This is a genomic window from Pantoea sp. GM01, assembly GCF_000282675.1.
Classification (GTDB): domain Bacteria; phylum Pseudomonadota; class Gammaproteobacteria; order Enterobacterales; family Enterobacteriaceae; genus Pantoea; species Pantoea nemavictus.
The window spans coordinates 63,789-81,192 of the sequence record NZ_AKIU01000007.1; the positions used below are offsets into that span (position 1 = coordinate 63,789).

Annotated in this window: 16 protein-coding genes and 1 riboswitch; of the genes, 12 read left to right on the forward strand and 4 right to left on the reverse strand. The window is 54.6% G+C overall.

Translation table 11 applies throughout. The annotated features are described in order from the left end of the window. Nucleotides 1-10 precede the first annotated feature (10 nt). The 3 genes from PMI17_RS02980 to ddpX are packed head-to-tail and all read left to right on the forward strand — an operon-like array spanning nucleotide 11 to nucleotide 2,925. Nucleotides 11-1,237 (forward strand): M20 family metallopeptidase, encoded by a 1,227-nt coding sequence (locus PMI17_RS02980; RefSeq protein WP_007885923.1) that lies wholly within the window; start codon nucleotides 11-13, stop codon nucleotides 1,235-1,237. Then, nucleotides 1,237-2,352 carry a Xaa-Pro peptidase family protein gene (locus PMI17_RS02985; RefSeq protein ID WP_007885932.1) on the forward strand — a complete coding sequence of 372 codons (1,116 nt, stop codon included), beginning with the start codon at nucleotides 1,237-1,239 and terminating at the stop codon, nucleotides 2,350-2,352. The genes PMI17_RS02980 and PMI17_RS02985 overlap by 1 nt, the downstream gene beginning before the upstream one ends. A 12-nt stretch (nucleotides 2,353-2,364) precedes the next feature. Continuing rightward, nucleotides 2,365-2,925 carry a D-alanyl-D-alanine dipeptidase gene (gene ddpX, locus PMI17_RS02990; protein WP_007885934.1) on the forward strand — a complete coding sequence of 187 codons (561 nt, stop codon included), beginning with the start codon at nucleotides 2,365-2,367 and terminating at the stop codon, nucleotides 2,923-2,925. 22 nt (nucleotides 2,926-2,947) lie between these two features. Here the strand turns inward: ddpX and PMI17_RS02995 are convergent, their stop codons facing one another. Beyond that, nucleotides 2,948-3,214 (reverse strand): DksA/TraR family C4-type zinc finger protein, encoded by a 267-nt coding sequence (locus PMI17_RS02995; RefSeq protein WP_007885936.1) that lies wholly within the window; start codon nucleotides 3,212-3,214, stop codon nucleotides 2,948-2,950. Nucleotides 3,215-3,350: 136 nt separating this feature from the next. Continuing rightward, nucleotides 3,351-3,477, forward strand: a riboswitch (TPP riboswitch). A 99-nt stretch (nucleotides 3,478-3,576) separates the two neighbouring features. On the opposite strand from PMI17_RS02995, the gene PMI17_RS03000 reads away from it, so the two are divergent. The 7 genes from PMI17_RS03000 (at nucleotide 3,577) to PMI17_RS03030 (ending at nucleotide 10,728) form a co-directional block, all read left to right on the forward strand. After that, nucleotides 3,577-4,659, forward strand: a complete 1,083-nt coding sequence (locus PMI17_RS03000) for a long-chain-fatty-acid--CoA ligase (RefSeq protein WP_007885937.1) — start codon at nucleotides 3,577-3,579, stop codon at nucleotides 4,657-4,659. Then, a complete protein-coding gene (locus PMI17_RS03005; RefSeq protein WP_007885940.1) occupies nucleotides 4,656-6,104 on the forward strand; it encodes an acyl-CoA reductase in 1,449 nt (482 codons plus the stop codon). The genes PMI17_RS03000 and PMI17_RS03005 overlap by 4 nt, the downstream gene beginning before the upstream one ends. 107 nt (nucleotides 6,105-6,211) lie before the next feature. After that, nucleotides 6,212-6,979 carry a 3-oxoacyl-ACP reductase gene (locus PMI17_RS03010; protein ID WP_007885941.1) on the forward strand — a complete coding sequence of 256 codons (768 nt, stop codon included), beginning with the start codon at nucleotides 6,212-6,214 and terminating at the stop codon, nucleotides 6,977-6,979. Nucleotides 6,980-7,314: 335 nt separating this feature from the next. Then, the gene (locus PMI17_RS03015; RefSeq protein ID WP_007885942.1) at nucleotides 7,315-8,013 is read left to right on the forward strand and encodes a hypothetical protein; all 699 of its coding nucleotides are present in this window, start codon (nucleotides 7,315-7,317) and stop codon (nucleotides 8,011-8,013) included. Between the two features lie 197 nt (nucleotides 8,014-8,210). Continuing rightward, nucleotides 8,211-8,690, forward strand: coding sequence for a type VI secretion system tube protein TssD (locus PMI17_RS03020; RefSeq protein WP_007885943.1), 480 nt, complete (start codon nucleotides 8,211-8,213; stop codon nucleotides 8,688-8,690). Nucleotides 8,691-8,721: 31 nt separating this feature from the next. Then, complete coding sequence (locus PMI17_RS03025; protein WP_007885944.1) at nucleotides 8,722-9,240, forward strand: O-acetyl-ADP-ribose deacetylase; 519 nt, start codon at nucleotides 8,722-8,724, stop codon at nucleotides 9,238-9,240. Nucleotides 9,241-9,516: 276 nt separating this feature from the next. Continuing rightward, entirely contained in the window at nucleotides 9,517-10,728 is a 1,212-nt protein-coding gene (locus PMI17_RS03030; RefSeq protein WP_036620063.1) for a DUF4236 domain-containing protein, read from the forward strand. Between the two features lie 180 nt (nucleotides 10,729-10,908). Here the strand turns inward: PMI17_RS03030 and malG are convergent, their stop codons facing one another. The 3 genes from malG to malE are packed head-to-tail and all read right to left on the reverse strand — an operon-like array spanning nucleotide 10,909 to nucleotide 14,580. After that, a complete protein-coding gene (gene malG / locus PMI17_RS03035; protein ID WP_007885946.1) occupies nucleotides 10,909-11,799 on the reverse strand; it encodes a maltose ABC transporter permease MalG in 891 nt (296 codons plus the stop codon). Nucleotides 11,800-11,808: 9 nt separating this feature from the next. Then, nucleotides 11,809-13,329, reverse strand: a complete 1,521-nt coding sequence (gene malF, locus PMI17_RS03040; RefSeq protein ID WP_007885947.1) for a maltose ABC transporter permease MalF — start codon at nucleotides 13,327-13,329, stop codon at nucleotides 11,809-11,811. A gap of 60 nt (nucleotides 13,330-13,389) precedes the next feature. Continuing rightward, nucleotides 13,390-14,580, reverse strand: a complete 1,191-nt coding sequence (malE, locus tag PMI17_RS03045) for a maltose/maltodextrin ABC transporter substrate-binding protein MalE (RefSeq protein ID WP_036620066.1) — start codon at nucleotides 14,578-14,580, stop codon at nucleotides 13,390-13,392. 363 nt (nucleotides 14,581-14,943) lie between these two features. On the opposite strand from malE, the gene malK reads away from it, so the two are divergent. Together malK and PMI17_RS03055 are read left to right on the forward strand one after the other, a co-directional pair. After that, nucleotides 14,944-16,053, forward strand: coding sequence for a maltose/maltodextrin ABC transporter ATP-binding protein MalK (gene malK / locus PMI17_RS03050; RefSeq protein ID WP_007885958.1), 1,110 nt, complete (start codon nucleotides 14,944-14,946; stop codon nucleotides 16,051-16,053). Nucleotides 16,054-16,094: 41 nt separating this feature from the next. Further along, a complete protein-coding gene (locus tag PMI17_RS03055) occupies nucleotides 16,095-17,396 on the forward strand; it encodes a maltoporin (protein WP_007885960.1) in 1,302 nt (433 codons plus the stop codon). The last annotated feature ends 8 nt before the right edge of the window (nucleotides 17,397-17,404 follow it).

Below are 17,404 nucleotides of genomic sequence, written 5' to 3' on the forward strand. Positions count from 1 at the left end.
CGAGAAAAACATGAAACCTGAACAGTTAATTCATCATATCGATCGCGACTATTGTCTCTCTTTCCTGGCAAAAATGGTGCAGCACAAAAGCTACAGCGCCACCGATGGCGAGCGTGAACTGGCGAAATACATGGCCGCGCAGATGGCGCAGCAAGGCCTGGAAACCGAACTGCAGAGCGTGCCCGGCGGCAGGCTGAATGCCATCGGGCGGCTGGCGGGTAGCGGCGGAGGAAAAAGCCTGCTGTTCAACGGACATCTGGATACCAATCCGGTCACTGAGGGCTGGACCGTCGATCCCTGGGAAGGAAAAATCGATGAACAGTTTATCTATGGTATCGGCGTTTCGAACATGAAAGCGGGTGATGCCGCCTATTTTTGCGCGTTAAAAACGCTGATTGATGCCGGTGTAAAGCTGAAAGGCGATGTGATTTTGACCTACGTGGTGGGCGAGTTGCAGGGCGGAATTGGTACGCTGGCGGCGATTGAGCAAGGTGCGCGCGCCGACTACTTCATCAATGCCGAACCGACCGATCTGCAAGCGCTAACCATGCACGCCGGTTCGCTGATGTTTACGATTGAGCTCACCGGCGATACGCGCCATCTGTCAAAACGTGAAGACGCGGTGGATGCGATCAGCGCCGCCGTCGAGTTGATTCCGCAGATTAACGGCATGACCTTTAGCGGCGCTAAAACCGCTGAACATCTGAAGATTAATCGTGGTCACATCGGCACCGTGCATGGTGCGTTAGGCCGCGATCTGGAAGAGTGGCGACCGCCGCAGGTGGCTGACTTTGTGCGCTTAAAAGGCTCGGCACGTTTTGCGCCGGGACAAACGGTGGAAGGTGTGCTCGGCGATCTTCAGGCGCTGCTGAATACGTTATGCCAGCACTATCCGGGCCTGAAAGCTGAACTATATGATGATGGCATCCGCGATAAACCCACCATGTTGCCGTTTGAAGTGTCACCGGAATCCGCCATTGTTAAAGCGGTGAATCGCGGCTGGAAAACCGTGCGCGGCACCGAGCAGCCGACCGGCGTGATCACACCTCCGGCGTTCTTTGGCACCGACGCGGCACATCTTTATCAGCATGCGGGTATGGAAGGGATCGTCTGTGGACCCGGCGGCAAATACAACACCATGCCGGATGAGCGCGTAGAAATCAGTGAATTCCTTGATATGGTGCGCATCTATCTGCTGGCCATTCTGGAGATTTGCCAGCCGGTTGAGGCCGCGTAATGCAGGTTGAAGCGCTGATGCGTCTGCGTGCCGCCATGCAGCAGAGCGAGGTCGATATCTTGCTGGTGGATCACGGTGAGCTGCTGGCCTGGCTCACCGGTTTTACTGTCTCTGAAACATTGTACCGCGCCTGTCTGGTACCTCTTAACGGCGAGCCCTGGATGGTGCTGCGCCAGCTGGATGAAGCGCCATGTCGCGCGCAATCGCCGACGCTTGAAGTGGAAAGCTATCGCGATGATCAAGATGCCTGGCACGCGGTGGCGCAAAGCTTGATACGCCGCGGATATCAACAGGTGCGCATCGGCGCAGATTTTTACTCCTACGGCATGACGGTACATAGTTGGCAGCAGCTTTCGCGCTATCTACCGCAAGCTACGTGGCATGATTTAACCGGGCTAAGCGATCGGCTGCGCAGCGTCAAATTCCCGGCGGAGATCGCCGCGTTGCGTCAGGCAGCTGCCATCGCGGACGCCACGCTGATGAAGATTGGTGCCGAAGTGCAAAGCGGCTGGCGCGTGCGCGATGTCGCCGCGCTGGCTGCCGGACAGTTTTTACGGCTGGGCGCGGATACCGGCGAAACTGGACCGATTGTGATCGCCAGCGGTGATAATGGTTTTTTGCATGCCAGCGGTCACGAGCAACGGCTTGAGAACGGCGATGTGCTGCACGTCGAGCTGATCCCGAAAGTGAAGCATTACAGCGCACGGCTGATGCGGCCTTTTATTGTTGGCCAGATAGCAGCGCAGCGTGCCGAGTTGGCAGAACAGCTGATCGCGATACAGGACCAGCAATTTGCGGCAATGAAACCAGGAATGGTGGCACACGAGGTGGATACTATCGTGCGCGATCAGGTGCTCAGGAGCGGATTACGCGCGGATTACCCCAACATTACCGGTTATGCATTGGGGCTTTATACACGCACGCCACGACCCAGTGATTTTTCCTGCAGTTTTCATGCAAAGGCGCAGTGGCTGCTGGAAGAGAATATGGTTTTCCACATGTATATTTCGGCGCAAGGCCTGGCGTTCAGCGAAACGGTGCGCATTACGCACGCTGGCGCAGAACGGCTGACAAATTTATCGCGTCAGTTATTATCATTGCCGGGCCACAAATGACCAGGAGGTGTTATGACGCAGGATGTTGAACTGATTGATTTAGCAGTAACCTTTCCCGCCTTACGCTTCGATCTAAAATATGCCACGGCGGATAATATCGCCGGCTACGCCATTTACCGTGAGGCAAAAGCATTGCTGCATCCGGCCGCCGCCGACGCACTGGCAAAAAGCATTGAGATCGCCCGGCTGGCGGGATTGAGCTTGCTAATACTTGATGCCTATCGGCCGCAGCAAGCGCAGTGGCATCTGTGGGATGCCTGCCCAGATAAAGATTATGTGGTGCCACCCGCCCAGGGTTCGAATCACAGTCGGGGTGTGGCAATCGATCTGACGCTCATTGATGCACAAGGCCAGCCGCTGAATATGGGCACCGCATTCGATGCGATGGAGGTGGAGTCACATCCCTATCATCCGAATGTCCCCTCAGAAGCACAACGTAATCGCCTGCTACTGAATGCGATTATGTTTGCCGGAGGTTTTGTCGCTATGCCAACCGAATGGTGGCACTTCGAGCTGCCTGACGCGAAAAACTATCCATTACTTGATGAGCGATTTGCCTGCGTTGCGCGTTGAATGGATTAAGAAATGCGGGCGGCTACCTCAGCTGACTATCCTTACTTCCGCGGCGGTTATAACCGCTGATTGCCGCCTGTTTTTTATCGATCTTGCTCTGACAATTCACGCAGTAACGTACGCCCGCTAACGCAGCGCGACGCGCTTCCGGAATAGGCTCGCCGCACTCATCACAAAACTCGGCGCTTTCACCGTGACCAATATTCTGGCGTGCACGGGCCACCGCATCATCCACCGTGGCATCAATTTGTTTGTGCACCGCACCATCTTCAGACCAGCCGCCCGCCATACGTCACCTCCGGTAAAAATACTTAACAAAAGTATAAGGCAAGCCAGGATTTATGCCGGGCCGGCAGGCGTGACTGCTTAATTCAGCCGCACCTTTAACATAGTTGACACATCATCCGCCGCCATCCTAGACTGCGGTCTGTTCCAAGGGGTGCCCGGTTAGCGGGCTGAGATTCTACCGGCTGGCGTTGATGCGCTGGAACGTAGTGACCCTCCGAACCTGATCCGGCTAATACCGGCGTAGGGATGCGGAACCACAGGGCTTGCACGCCCTGATTCCATCTTTGTGCTTTGTAGCGGACAGTTCGCACTCTTCAGGCCTTGCCTGGGAGATTTTGCACAATCGCAAAGGTGGCTACGAACATGACCGAATCGGCAATTATCCAGGCGCTGCTCACATTCCTACAGCGTGAGGATGCTTCAGACGATGATTTCAACCAGCTGGCGCTCGACATCTTCGCTTATCAATTCCAGCATAATCAGCCTTATCGCCGCTTCGCGACTCAGCGCGGACGTACGCCGTTCACCGTAAAGCACTGGCGCAACATTCCCGCTATTCCCATCTCCGCCTTTAAAGATCTGACGCTCAGCTGTCGTCCAACGGACGATATCGAAGCGATCTTTATGACCAGCGGCACCACCGGCACGGTAAAAGGACGCAGTTATCATCCCACGCTCGACGTGTGGAAGAGCTCGATGCGGCTGAACTTCCGCCGCCGCTTCATGGCGGGCATGGATCGTATTCGCATGGGCATTTTGTTCCCGAATAACGTGGTGATGCCGAACTCATCGCTGGCGACCTATCTTGACCTGGCGCTGCAGGAGTTTGGCACGCCCGGCAGTGAAGTGATGGTGGATGAACACGGGCTCGACGTGGCGCGCATTTTCTGCGCCCTGCAGCAGGCTGAAGCCAGCGGCGAGCCTTATGCGCTGCTGGGCGCCAGCTACAGTTTTGTCCACCTGCTGGATGAGATGCAGCGCCAGCAGCGCTGTTTCTCGCTGCCCGCAGGCAGCCGCATTCTCGATACCGGCGGCTTTAAAGGTCAGTCGCGCGAAATGGAACCCGCAGAATTTTACGCTGCGATCTCCGCCGCCTTCGGAATCCCGCGCTCGCACTGCATCAACATGTACGGCATGACGGAAATCAGCACGCAGTTCTATGACGAGGGCAATGAAAACTGTCCGCCGGTAAAATCCGGGCCGCACTGGGTGCGCACCCGCGTGGTCAATCCGCTGACCGGCGAGGATCTGCCTGCAGGTGAAATTGGCGTGCTAGTGCATCACGATCTTGCACATTTCAACTCGGTTTCTGCCCTGTTGACGGAAGATGCCGGCAGGATGGTGCCGGGCGGATTCCATTTGTTAGGGCGTGTGACCGGCGCTGATGCAAAAGGCTGTTCGCTGACCATGGAAGCGTTTCTGGCCGCCACGCAGGTGCAGGCGTGAGAGAGTTTGCCGGACATCTGCCCGGTCTTTCTGCCGATGAGGTGCAGTGGCGCACGCTGAGTTTTAGCCAGCACGGCGAAAGTCTTGAGGTGTGTGTTCCGCAGCTCAACGATCAACAGATCACGGCGCTGTCAGCCCGAATTAGTGCTAATGCTCGCGCCTATCTCAGCCAGCTCAGCGTCGCGCAAATCATCGCGATTATTGATGAAGCGGTGGCGCGGCTGCTGGATCGCACCCATCCGCTGCGCATCAAAGCCGAAAAGCTGCTGCCGATGGTCACCGGTTACGATGCCGAGATGGTGCGCCTCGGCTTAACCGGCTATCTCAAAACCTTCCGCGAACCGCAGCTCAAACGCTTTCTGGCTGAGGACTTTGCCGATGCGCAGATGCTGGATGCGTTTCAGCCACGGCCTAATGGCGGCTTTGCGCGCGCATTTGGTCCGCAGCTGCTGCTGCATATCTGGGCTGGCAATGTGCCGGGCTTACCGCTGTGGAGTTTGATCTGCGGTTTGCTGGTGAAGGCCGGCACTATCGGCAAACTGCCCGGTAATGAGCCGCTGATGGCGAGCTGGTTCGCCCAACTGCTGGCAGAAATCGACCCTAAACTGGGCGCATGCCTGGCGGTGGTGTGGTGGAAAGGGGGCGATGCTGAAACTGAGCCGACCTGGCTACGTCAGCCCGACGTAGTGGTTGCCTATGGCGGCAATCAAACGCTCGCCGCGATTCAGCAGCGTCTGCCGGTCACCACGCGGTTTCTGCCGCACGGGCACAAAATCAGTTTTGGTTTGGTGGCACGTTCGGCGCTCAATGCCCGCCAGGGCGCGGATCTGGCACGTCGCGTGGCGTATGACGTGATGCGTTACGACCAGGCCGGATGTTACTCGCCGCAGATGCTGTTTGTGGAGCGCGGCGGCAAGATTTCACCCGATGAGTTTGCGGCTTACGTCGCGCATGAGCTGGCCGCGTTGGAACATAAACATCCGCGTCGTGCGCTGGCGATCGAAGAGATCAACAGCATCGCGGCGTGGCGCAATGGTGAAGAACTGCGCGCGCTGGCGGGCGATCGCACCTTATACGGCGCGCCTGCCGACAGCTGGGCGGTGGTGTGTGTCGCCCAGGCTGCAGCGCTGGCTCCCTCCGCGCTGGGGAGAACGTTGAAAGTGGTGCCGGTTGATGTGCTGGATGACGCGATCGGTTTGATAGCGCCGCAGCGCGACTTTCTGCAGACGGCAGGCGTTGCCGCCACGCCGCAGGAGTTGTTCCGCCTTGCCGCGCTACTTGGGCAGGTTGGCGTGACCCGCATTACCGCGTTCGGCCAGATGACGTCGCCGCAGGCGGGCTGGCACCACGATGGGCGTTTTAGCTTGCTTGATCTGGTGCGCATTACGGAAATCGAGCAGGGTGCCGAAGCCGCTGCCGATGGGTTCGCGCCTTACGCGGACTGATTTGGTCGCAATGAATGGCGGCCCTACGACGGGATGGTGCGGTTTTGTAGGGTGCATATTCATGCGCACCAGGCAAAATCACTCAAGATATTTTTATAGGAGCCAGGATGAAATTCTCCAACCGTACGGTTTTGGTCACCGGCGCCAGCCGCGGTATCGGTGCCGCGATTGCCAAAGCCTTCGCCGCTGAAGGGGCATTGGTGGTGGTCAACTATCTGCGCAATGCAGCGGCGGCGGAAGGCGTGGTCGAGGCGTGCCGCGCGCTCGGCGGTGACGCGCTAGCGATCGCTGCGGATGTCACCTCAGAGCAGCAGGTCAATGCGATGATGGAGCAGATCGTCAACGCCACCGGCCGACTCGATGCGGTGATCAACAATGCTTTCGCTCCTTACGTTTTCGACACGGACAACCGCCAGCGTTTCTGGGAAACGCCATGGTCAGCTTACCAGACGCAGTTCGACGGTGCGGTGCAAGCTGCCTACAACGTGTGCCAGGCGGCGCTGCCCTTAATGCGCACGCAGGTGCGTGGCAGCATCGTCAATATCGTCACCGATCTGGTGGCGCGTCCCTCCGTGCCTTATCACGACTACATCACGGCGAAAGCGGGGCTGATCGGTTTTAGCCGCGCGCTCGCGACAGAGCTGGGTCCGCTGGGCATTCGCGTCAACTGTGTGGCACCGGGACTGGTTTATCCCACCGATGCCAGCCAGGCAACACACGAAGAGGTGCGCGAATTCCTGACGGCACAAACGCCGCTGCGCCGCATCGCGCGCCCGGAAGATATCACCGGGCCGGTGTTGTTTCTGGCATCAGACTGGAGCGAGTTTGTCACCGGGCAGACGCTGCACGTGGATGGTGGTTTGGTGATGATTTGATGCGAGCGCATAAACCTATTTTCACGCGTCGTAGCGGCGCAATTCATTACGCAATATGTGGATGGGTGCGGTGCTGTCAGCAATACGCGCGATAATCGCGCCGCAACAAATTATGTTAATCAACGGTGAGTTAGCGCATTAAATAATAAATAATACGCTAACTGATCCACCTCAGAAATTTCCTTAGTTGAAAGAGTAAATCGCATTGCTAAGGGCGATGTTCAGCGATGTTATTTTTATGAATACGGATCACAACTGGCTAAAATTTAGCTTCATTGAATTTTATCATGCCCCTATAGTTTTCGTGGTTAACGGAATTAACTATAGGGATATATATGTACCACAGTGATGCGGTGATACGGCAGCTTCAGGCGCAAAGGATTCTGGCAGAAAAGCTCGACAATGCGGTTGCCGGCGTTATTGATGCAGTTTCCGAACAAGTCAATAAGATCAATAAAGGGGCGACCCGGCTTTCATTTTATGCATCGTGTTTTACTGATGAGTATTATGATGTTTGTAAAAAACAGGCGCTGGAAGATAATCGATTCCTGATGGGGGTAGCGCAGTTAGTAAAAGAGCGAAATATTGTTTTCTCACTGCTAAAAACATACTTAGATTATCAACTGCAAAACAGAAACTTCCGGCAGCTTGAAGTAATAAAAATGCATCTAATGCGGGCTAACATCCATATCGCTGCAAGTACACTCACTTCATCTTCATTTAGTCTGGGCGCGACTCTTGCGGTCGTAGCGGGACTCAACATTACGCTACCTGTTGGAAGAAACATTGGACAAGTCGTTGGGGTTGTGGCCGGTGGCTTGGGAATATATGGTGTAGTTCAGAATGCAGCAGACAGCGCGAAGCGCCTGCAGTTAATGCATCCGCCTTATTATCACGCATTATATGTCCGTGAGCTCGAAATGATGTATTTCCTTGTTGAAACTACACTAATACGTGCAGGCGCACTTAAAAATGAATGGCTTTCAGATTATGAGATCGCTGAAGTTTTAATGAAATTAATGGGAAAGGCATGAAGAGATTTTTAAAACAGTGGTTAATAACTGAAGGAAAGTTTTTGTTATGTATCTATGGCCCGGTTATAACGACTTTAATATTTGGAGTGTTAAAGGTAATTTATTATCCAGATAGTGGGATGTTGAGTGTGGGGATATTTTATCTATGCGCTCTGACATTTTTTGTTTATAAATTTCGTTAATTTAAAGGATTAAATATGTCAACTCCAGCACATATCTGGTTAGAAGATGAAAGCGGTTCGCCGATTGTGGGCTCGTGCATGATGCCGACCAGACTGGGTTCGATAGAGCTCAACTCGGTCATGCATAATATTACCATCCCCGTGGATCCGCACACCGGAAGGCTGACAGCCACACGAATTCATGCACCGATATCCGTTCAAAAGGAGTTCGATAGAACAACGCCGGTGCTGTTTCGTGCATTGTGTCAGGCCAGAACGCTGAAATCAGCGACCATCAAAATGTACCGAATTAACGAAGCGGGCATTGAGGTTGAGTATTTTAATATCCTCCTGGATAACGTCAAAATCTCCAGCATCTCTCCGGCCCTGCTGCCAAACGGCCAGACCAGCACGCATCTGGAAAATATTGAGCTACGATATGAAACGATCACATGGAAATATGTGGACGGTAACATTGTGTTTAAGGATGGATGGAATGAGAGGATGATTGCATAGCCTTTGGCTAACCCTGAGGAGTAGAACTAACATGAACAAAATAGCATTACTTAAAGACGACATAACCAACGTTCAGGCAGACGCTATTGTGAATGCCGCCAACACCTCTTTGCTGGGCGGAGGCGGGGTTGATGGCGCCATCCATCGGGCAGGCGGGCCAGCGATTTTGGCTGAATGTCAGAAAATAATGAATCGGCAAGGTGGCTGTAAAGTCGGGGATGCAGTCATCACCACGGCGGGAGATTTACCGGCAAAATATGTCATTCATACCGTTGGACCACATTGGCATGACGGGCAACATGACGAAAAAAAACTGTTAAAAAATGCCTATCAGAGCTGTTTTAAATTGGTAGAAGAATATGACATTCAAACCGTTTCGTTTCCGAATATCAGCACTGGTATCTACAGATTTCCTAAGATATTGGCGGCTGAGATCGCATTGGGTGTGATTGATCAGTGCTTACATGACAACCCCAACATCGAACAAGTCAATTTGGTGTGCTTTGATGAGGAAAATTACGACATTTATTCAAAAATGCTGGCCCAATAAAGTTCTGATTAATTCACTCGGTAAAAGGCAGCTTAAGGAGTTGATGGCGACGATTTTCACCGTGTTCACCTCTCAAGTAAATTGGGCAAACGATGTATGCCGATTACAATAATCAGTTAAAATGCTCACTGACTCAGTCGATAAACATCCGCATACTGTTAGCGTGATATTTGCGATAGGGTAGATAAGGTTAATGACTATCCTGTCGACGCAGTAAACCGGGAATAATGGCAACTGTTGACCCTCACTCAATAATTACAAGGAATAGTGAGTAACATGGGATTTAGGTTTCGAAAATCGATTAGCATTATTCCAGGTGTAAGGATGAACCTGAGCACCTCCGGTGCGAGTCTGAGTGTTGGGCCGCGAGGGGCCTCCGTTTCATTTGGCAAGCGCGGTACTTTTGCCAATCTTGGGCTTCCAGGAACGGGGCTGAGCTACCGTACCCGGCTCGACCGGGCAAGTGCAGCGAGCAGAAAACGTAATGCCTCTAAACAAGAGGACCCTCATTTACGGCAAGAGCTTGAGCAAGAGGTTGAAGCGCTTAATCAGGCAGTAGACGATATTGTGAATATCTATCTTCTTACACCTGATCCTCGCATGGGGCATTCCTACTCCGAGCTGGAATCGCATTATCGCCAGTTGATGTTGCAGCCCTACAATGTGCCTGCACCTGCCCGTCCCGAAAAGCCCGCTCCCCTTGTTGCCCCTGAACAACCTGAAGACAACCAAGGCCGAAGTCTTATTGGCCGAATATTTGAATCAGCCTCTGCGCGGCAGGAACGGCAAACACAAAATATTGAGCAATGGCAACGCAAAGTCGAAGAGTGTAAACAGGAAAACGAACTTCATTTGAAGCGATATCAGGCGATGCGCCAGATCTGGGCGGAGCAGTACGCTAACTGGCAATTCGATGCGGCTGAGCATGAAAAAAAGATTGCGAGTAAAGCGATTAACATTGCATCTCAATTCGCCAGCGATAATAACTATTTCGAATCACTTCTGTCCGAAGTCATTCAGGCTGCTGATTGGCCACGCGAGACGCTAGTGTCGTTTCAGGTAAATACTTCCACGTCTGAAATCCTCATGGAAGTGGATTTGCCAGAGCATGAAATGCTGCCCAATTCATCGGTGCGGGTGAATGCCCGAGGCACAGAGATCATTGAGAAAGAGTTGTCACAAAAGGCCATGCGAGAACGTTATGCTCTTCATGTGCACGGGATCGTATTGCGGCTGGCTGGCATGGCTTTTTGCGCGCTGCCTTTCAATACAGTTATCGTCAGCGGTTTTACTCAGAGAATTAGCAAACAGACTGGGCACCTTAATGACGAATACATCATATCCTCACGTATTGAACGTCATTTATTTGAAAGGCTCAACTTTAGTAATCTGGAAAATGTCAGCCCAATTGAAGCATTCGATCAATTCCAAACACAGCGTCGCATGAGCGCTACTTTCATTTTTCAGCCAGTTACACCTATTGCTTAAGAATGTAGTCGCGACCTTTATTACTCGGGAACCCTAACCTTTTTGACGCGATTACATTCATTTTTTCTAAACCTCGTGGCAGAAGGTCTTTTGATAATCCCCGCTCATAAAAAAAGCGGCCCTCAGGCCGCCAAAAACCTCAATTGCAGTGAACATTGAGGAAGGAGGGCAATAATTAGGTTAGCCTTTCACGCCACCGGCCGTCAGGCCGCTGACTAGCCAGCGTTGTGCCAGTAAGAACACCAGCGTAATCGGAATCGCAGACAACACCGCCGCTGCGGCAAAATCGCCCCACAAATAGTTCTGCGGGTTCAGATATTGCTGCATGCCAACCGCCAGCGTGTAGCTGTTCACATCGCGCAACAGCAGCGACGCAACCGGCACTTCGGTCACCGCGGCAATAAACGCCAGAATAAACACCACCGCCAGAATCGGCACCGACAGCGGCAGCAGCACTAAGCGGAACGCCTGCCACGGCGTGGCGCCATCCAGCGCGGCGGCTTCTTCCAGCGAACCATCGATGGTTTCGAAATAGCCTTTAATGGTCCAGACGTGCAGGGCAATGCCGCCAAGGTAGGCAAAGATCACACCGCCATGGGTGTTGAGGCCGATAAACGGCAGATATTGCCCAAGGCGATCAAACAGCGCATACAGCGCCACCAGCGACAGCACGGCAGGGAACATCTGGAAAATCAGCATGCCTTTTAACAAGGTCGCGCGACCGGCAAAGCGCATGCGCGCAAAGGCATACGCGCAGGTGGTAGAGAGCGCCACAATGCCGACGGCGCTGATGGCGGCGATCTTCACCGAGTTCCACAGCCACAGCAGCACCGGGAACGGTGGCGGCGTGACGCGTCCGTCGGCGTGCTCTACGCTGAAGCCTAGCGCTAGCTGCCAGTGTTCCCAGGAAATCTGTTCCGGTATCAGCGAACCGGTAGCGAAGTTACCGGCGCGCAGTGAGATGGCGAATACCATCAGCAGCGGAAACAGAATTCCCGCAATAAACATCAGCAGCAGCAGATGCGTCATCAACAGACGCAGCTTTTGCGACTTGGGTTGCACCATAGCCATAACGCCTCCTTAATCGAATTTCATCCGCACGGCTTTCAGATTGATCACCGCCAGCGCACCCACCAGCAGGAAGATCAGCGTGGCGATGGCTGCCGCCAGGCCAAAGTCCTGCCCGCCGCCGCCTTCAAACGCAATACGCCAGGTGTAATTCACCAGTAAATCGGTGTAGCCGGCTGGCGTAGTGGTGCCGATACGATCCGGTCCGCCGTTGGTCAGCAGCTGCACCAGTACAAAGTTATTAAAGTTAAAGGCAAAACTGGCGATCATCAGCGGCATCAGCGGCTTTAACAGCAACGGCAGGGTAATCAGGAAGAAGTTCTGCAGCGGCCCGGCACCGTCCATCGCCGACGCCTCATAGAGATCGTCCGGAATGGCTTTCAGCAAGCCCATGCAGAGAATCATCATGTAGGGATAACCGAGCCAGGTATTGACGATCACCAGCATGGTGCGCGCCAGCGTCGGATCGCTAAACCATGCGGGCTGGAAGCCGAACAGCGCTCTCAGCATCACGTTGATTTCACCGAAGCTCTGGTTGAACAAGCCTTTGAAAATCAGTATCGAGATAAACGCGGGCACGGCGTAAGGCAAAATCAGCATCACGCGATACACCGCTTTGCCTTTCAGCGCTTCCCACTGCACCAGACATGCCAGCACCATGCCGACCGCCACGGTGAGAATCACCGTCACAAACGAAAACAGCAGCGTCCAGCCAAAGATGGCCAGAAACGGCTTCTGAATCCCTTCATCGGTAAACACGCGGATGAAGTTTTTCCAGCCGCTATTCACCGTGAAGCCCGGGCTGAGCGCTTCACCGCTGGCGTTCTGATAGAAGCCGGTGTCACGATTAGCCTGATACAGCGCGCCACTTTGCTGATTTTTCAGATCGCCGTTGGCTTGCAGCTCAAACAGCGGACGCGTACCAGAGAACTGGCGCAGCGAGCTCATTACCACGCGTCGACCATCCGGCAGTTCTGCCTGAATCTGGTTCAGCGCCTGGCGATTAGTGGTGACGATGCGCAGCGTGGCACGTTCACCGGCAGGCGGCGGGGCGCTGGTGAGTTTCAGCTGTTGCGCGCCGCCAAAGGCAAACGCAGGTGAGACGAAAGTTTGCCCGTTGGCGGCTTCTGTCAGTACCAGCTGCCAACGATCGCCTGCCGGAAACAGTGAGAAATTGAGCGCCGAGCCATCCTGATATTGTCGACTGAGCAACACCTGCTGCGCCCGCTCCAGCGTCAGCTGGTTGGTGCTGCTGTAGTTAGTGAAGGCAATCGCGACGGTACAAGCGAGGGGAAACAGCACGAACAGCGCCATGCCCGCCAGCCCGGGATAGACATAGCGCCAGGCGTAAGCGCGACGATTAGCATAAATCCAGATGCCGACGGCGCTAATAATCAGCGTCACCAGCGCAAACAGATATTCACCTTTTGCATACATCAGCACGAGCAGATAGCCGACCAGCAGACAGCAGATACCGAGAAAAAGAGCTTTCAGCACGGCGCTGTAGCGTGCTGTTTTCGGTTTTCCTGACATGATGCGGTTTTCCTTAACAGCCAGTAACGAGCCGGAGCGATCCGGCTCTGGAAGAGAGGATTACTTGTTGAGACGCGCCTGCGCATCTTTCAGTGCCGCGTCCACGCTTTGACGCCCGCTCAGCGCATTCAGCGTGGCGGTGCGCATGGCGTACCAGAAGGCGGCCATCTGCGGAATATTTGGCATGATGTCGCCGTTACGCGCGTTATTCATGGTGGCGGCGATGCGTTCATCCTTCTCCAGCGTCTGCTGGAAAGACTTCAGCGCCACTGCGCCCAGCGGCTTGTCTCTGTTGACGGCATCAAGACCGCTATCGGTTAGCAGGTAGTTTTCCAGGAACTCTTTCGCCAGCTCTTTATTCGGGCTAGCAGCATTGATCCCGGCGCTTAGCACGCCGACAAAGGTTTTGGACGGTTTGCCGTTGAGCGTCGGCAACAACGTGACACCGTAATTTATTTTGCTCTTATCGATGTTGCTCCACGCCCACGGACCGTTAATGGTCATGGCGGTTTGCCCCTTGTTAAAGGCGGCTTCGGCGATGGAGTAATCGGTGTCGGCATTCAGCGTTTTGGCTTTCACCTGATCGACGAGGAAGCTCATGCCCGCTTTAGCACCGGCATTATCGACGCCGGTGTCTTTCACATCGTAGCGGCCATCGTTAAGTTTGAACGCATAAGCGCCACCCGCTGCCAGCAGCGGCCAGGTGAAGTAGGGCTCCTGCAGGTTGAACATCATGGCGCTCTTGCCTTGCGCGCGCATTTTCTTATCCAGCGCGGCGATCTCTTCCCAGTTTTTTGGCGGCTCAGGCAGCAGATCTTTGTTGTAAATCAGCGATAAAGACTCAACTGAAATCGGATAACCGATCAGCTTGCCGTTGAAGCGCACCGCGTCCCAGGTGAAGGGGAAAATCTTCTGCTGGAAATTGGCATCCGGTGAGATCTCCGCCAACAGGCCGGACTGCGCGTAACCGCCAAAACGGTCGTGCGCCCAGAAGATGATGTCCGGTCCGTCGCCGGTGGCGGCAACCTGTGGATACTTCTCTTCCATTTTGTCCGGATGCTCCACCGTCACCTTAATGCCGGTCTCCTGCTCAAACTTTTTACCCACTTCAGCCAGGCCGTTATAGCCCTTATCGCCGTTGATCCAGATGACCAGCTTTCCTTCTTCAATTTTGGCAACGGCGGAAGCTGAAAACAGCACGGCCGTCAGGGCGGAAAGGGCAAGCGTGCGTGCACCGGTTTTCATTGTCATAACTCCATCCTGTTAGCGGAAACGGAAATCGTTTTACCCGCCACATTGTGAGCCTCTGCTGCGGCTTCTCATCCTCCCCGGCTCTACGCCTGCGGTGCATCTGGTGTGATCTGCGTTGCAAAATAAACGGGTTATCACGGACTGGCGCACAGAATCGCCGCTCATCTCTGCGTTATCGATCACAAAAACCCGCGGCGGCGGCGTTGCGCCGTGCTTGCCCTGGCGTTCTCCTCCTCCCGTCTCCTCCCCCACACAGATGCGCTGCGGTGGAGGATGTCGGCCCCAATAACCTTGCCCATAGTTGTCGCCGGGGTCTGTCCGCCGACTTGCGGACAAGGATGAGTGAGCTGAGAGGAAAACATCATGTCGAGCGTTACGTTGCGCAGTGTCTCTAAGGTCTGGGGCGAAACCGAGGTGTCGAAAAACATCAGCCTGGAGATCGCGGAAGGCGAGTTTGTGGTGTTTGTCGGGCCGTCGGGCTGCGGAAAATCGACGCTGCTGCGCATGATTGCCGGTCTGGAAACCATCACCAGCGGCGATCTGTTTATCGGTGACCAACGCATGAATGAGGTGCCGCCGGCTGAGCGCGGTATCGGCATGGTGTTTCAGTCCTACGCGCTGTATCCCCATCTTTCGGTGGCAGAGAACATGTCATTTGGCCTGAAGCTGGCCGGTACGCGTAAAGCGGAGATCCAGCAGCGGGTCAACCAGGTGGCGGAAGTGCTACAGCTGGCGCATCTGCTCGAGCGACGTCCTAAAGCGCTTTCCGGGGGGCAGCGCCAGCGGGTGGCGATTGGCCGTACGCTGGTGGCGGAACCGCGCGTGTTTTTATTGGATGAGCCGCTCTCCAACCTCGATGCGGCACTGCGTGTGCAGATGCGGATTGAGATCTCGCGCCTGCATAAGCGCCTGAAGCGCACCATGATTTACGTCACCCACGATCAGACCGAAGCGATGACGCTGGCCGATAAGATCGTGGTGCTGGATGGCGGACACGTTGCGCAGGTCGGCAAGCCGCTCGAGCTTTATCACTATCCCGCCAATCGTTTCGTCGCCGGTTTTATCGGCTCGCCACGCATGAATTTCTTACCCGTAAAAGTCACCGCCACCGCCATCGATCAGGTTCAGGTGCGCTTACCTAACACCCAGCTGGTATGGCTGCCGGTCGACAGCGCTGGCGTGCAGGTGGGCAGCAACATGTCGTTAGGTATCCGGCCCGAGCATCTGCTCTCCAGCGATATTGCCGATGTCACCCTTGAAGGTGAGGTGACGGTGGTCGAGCAGTTGGGTCACGAAACGCAAATTCACATTCAGATTCCCGCTATTCGTCAAAGCCTGGTGTACCGCCAGGAGGACGTCGTGCTGGTAGAAGAGGGCGCCCTGATGGGTATCGGCCTGCCGCCAGAGCGTTGCCATCTTTTCCGTGAAGATGGCAGCGCCTGTCGCAGGTTGCATCAGGAGCCCGGTGTTTAGCCCTGCAAAACAATAAAAGCAATGACCTCAGGAGATAGAAAATGTTAACTCTGCGCAAACTCCCTCTCGCGGTTGCTATCGCGGCGGGTACGCTCTCTGCCCCGTCGATGGCAGTCGATTTTACCGGCTATGCCCGTTCCGGCATCGGCTGGACCGGCAGCGGCGGGGAACAGCAATGTTTTCAAGCTACCGGTGCTCAAAGTAAATACCGTCTGGGCAACGAGTGTGAAACCTACGCTGAACTGAAACTGGGCCAGGAAGTGTGGAAAGAGGGCGATAAAAGCTTCTATTTCGATACCAACGTCGCCTATTCGGTTTCTCAACAAAATGACTGGGAAGCGACTTCTCCGGCATTTCGTGAAGCCAACGTGAAAGGTAAAAACCTGATTGAAGCCCTGCCTGGCTCCACCATCTGGGCCGGTAAGCGTTTCTATCAGCGTCATGACGTCCACATGATCGACTTCTACTACTGGGATATCTCCGGTCCAGGTGCCGGTCTTGAAGATGTTGATCTCGGCTTCGGTAAGCTCTCATTCGCCGCCACGCGCTCCTCTGAAGCGGGTGGTTCTTACACTTTCTCCAGCGATCAGATCCGCGACTACGCCACCAGCACGGCGAACGACGTGTTTGACGTGCGCCTGGCCGGGCTTGAAACCAACCCGAACGGCGTGCTGGAACTGGGCGTAGATTATGGCCGTGCCAATGCGCGTGACGGCTATCGCCTTGAGGACAATGCCTCCAAAGATGGCTGGATGTTCACCGCAGAACATACCCAAAGCATGATGAAGGGCTACAACAAATTCGTGCTGCAATACGCCACCGATGCGTTGACCTCGCAAGGCAAAGGGTTGCCGCAGGGCACCAATATCAATAACAGCGGCAGCATGTACCGCGTGCTCGATCACGGTGCGATCAATCTCGCCGATCGCTGGGATCTGATGTATGTCGCCATGTACCAGAATACCGATCTCGACAACAACCGCGGGACCGAGTGGTACACCGTGGGCGTGCGCCCAATGTACAAATGGACACCGATCATGAGCACCTTGCTGGAAGTGGGCTACGACAACGTGAAGTCACAGCAGGTTAGCGAGCGCAACGGCCAATACAAAGTGACGCTGGCGCAACAGTGGCAGGCCGGCGACAGCATCTGGTCGCGCCCGGCACTGCGTTTGTTCGCCACCTACGCCAAGTGGGATGAGAAGTGGGGCTATAGCAAAGACAGCGCCGGTGATTTGACCTCATTTGCGTCTAACGACAACAGCGGCAACGGCATCTTAACCAACAGCCGTGGCAACAACGATGAGTGGACGTTCGGGGCGCAGATGGAGATTTGGTGGTAAAGCTCCCG